The organism is Nocardioides sp. (assembly GCF_004803405.1).
In the GTDB taxonomy this organism is placed as follows: Bacteria; Actinomycetota; Actinomycetes; order Propionibacteriales; family Nocardioidaceae; genus Nocardioides; species Nocardioides vastitatis.
Window position 1 is genome coordinate 1 of sequence record NZ_SSXI01000139.1, and the last position, 1,714, is coordinate 1,714.

Sequence of the window (1,714 nt, forward strand, 5' to 3'; positions counted from 1 at the left end):
CGACGCTTCCAACCACCCCACGGAGGCAGAGGACGCCGACGACTCCGCCGCTTTGACAGACGGCATCCACGTCGTCGTCGACGCGCTGAGGACCCACGGCGTCGAGAACATCTACGGCGTCGTCGGCATCCCGATCACCGACCTCGCGCGCCTCGCCCAGAAGTCGGGTATCCGGTTCATCGGCTTCCGCCACGAGAGCGACGCCGGACACGCGGCCGCAGCGGCCGGGTTCCTGACCCAGCGGCCGGGCATCTGCCTGACCGTCTCGGCGCCCGGGTTCCTCAACGGCCTCGTGGCTCTCGCCAACGCCACCACGAACTGCTTCCCGATGGTCCAGATCTCCGGCTCCAGCGAGCGTCACCTCGTCGACCTCCAGCGCGGCGACTACGAGGAGATGGACCAGCTCGCGGCCGCCCGGCAGTTCTGCAAGGCGGCCTACCGGGTGTCGCGGGCCGAGGACATCGGCCGTGGCCTGGCTCGCGCGATGCGCACCGCGATCTCCGGTCGCCCGGGTGGGGTCTACCTCGACATCCCGGCCGCGGTGCTGGGCGAGGTGCTCGACGCCGAGAAGGCCGCCGCCACCGTGTGGCCGCTGGTCGATCCGGCCCCGCGACAGATCCCCGAGGCCACGGCGGTCGACCGTGCGATCGATCTGCTCGCCACCGCCGAGCGGCCGCTCGTCGTGCTCGGCAAGGGTGCCGCCTACGCGCAGGCCGACGACGCGATCCGCGACTTCATCGAGACCACCGGCGTCCCGTACGTGCCGATGTCGATGGCCAAGGGCCTACTGCCCGACGACCACCCGCAGTCGGCGGCCACCGCCCGATCACTGGCACTGAAGCGAGCCGACGTGGTGATGCTCGTCGGCGCCCGCCTGAACTGGCTGCTCGGGCACGGCGACGCCCCGCAGTGGAGCCCCGACGCGAAGTTCATCCAGGTCGACATCGAGGCCGCCGAGATGGACAGCAACCAGCCGATCGCGGCTCCACTCGTGGGCGACATCGGCTCGGTCATGGACGCCCTGGTCGAGCGGAGCAAGCCCGGCCAGATCACGGTCGCCGACCAGTGGCGCCAGGAGTTGGCCGGCAAGTCCCAGCAGAACGTGGCCCGGATGGCGAAGACCCTCGAGGCCGCGAAGACTGCGCACCCGATGAAGTTCCTCGGCGCACTGCAAGCCATCCGCGACGTCCTCGCCGAGAACCCCGAGGCGTACATCGTCAACGAGGGCGCCAACGCACTCGACAAGGCCCGCAACACCATCGGCATGCAGGTCCCCCGCCACCGCCTCGACAGCGGCACCTGGGGCGTCATGGGCATCGGCATGGGCTACGCGATCGCCGCCGCCGTGGAGACCGGCAAACCGGTCATCGCAGTGGAGGGCGACAGCGCCTTCGGGTTCAGCGGCATCGAACTCGAGACCATCTGCCGCTACAACCTCCCGATCGTCACCGTCGTCCTCAACAACAGCGGCGTCTACCGAGGCGACGAGGCATCAACGACGTCCGACCCAGCACCGACCCTGCTCAAGGCACGACACGACCTCATGATCCAGGCCTTCGGAGGCAAGGGATACCAGGCGACCACCCCCGCCGAGGTCGAGACCATGCTCCGCGAGGCACTGGCCTCTGGAAAACCCGCACTCATCGACGCCGTGATCGACCCCTCCGACGGAACCGAGAGCGGCAACATCGCACACCTCAACCCCAAAGGCATC

General features: G+C 69.3%; 1 protein-coding gene. It reads left to right on the plus strand.

The features are described from left to right. Window positions 1–1,714, plus strand: a 1,714-nt coding sequence (gene oxc / locus E7Z54_RS09950) for an oxalyl-CoA decarboxylase (RefSeq protein WP_206056118.1), incomplete at both ends; no start/stop codon positions are given.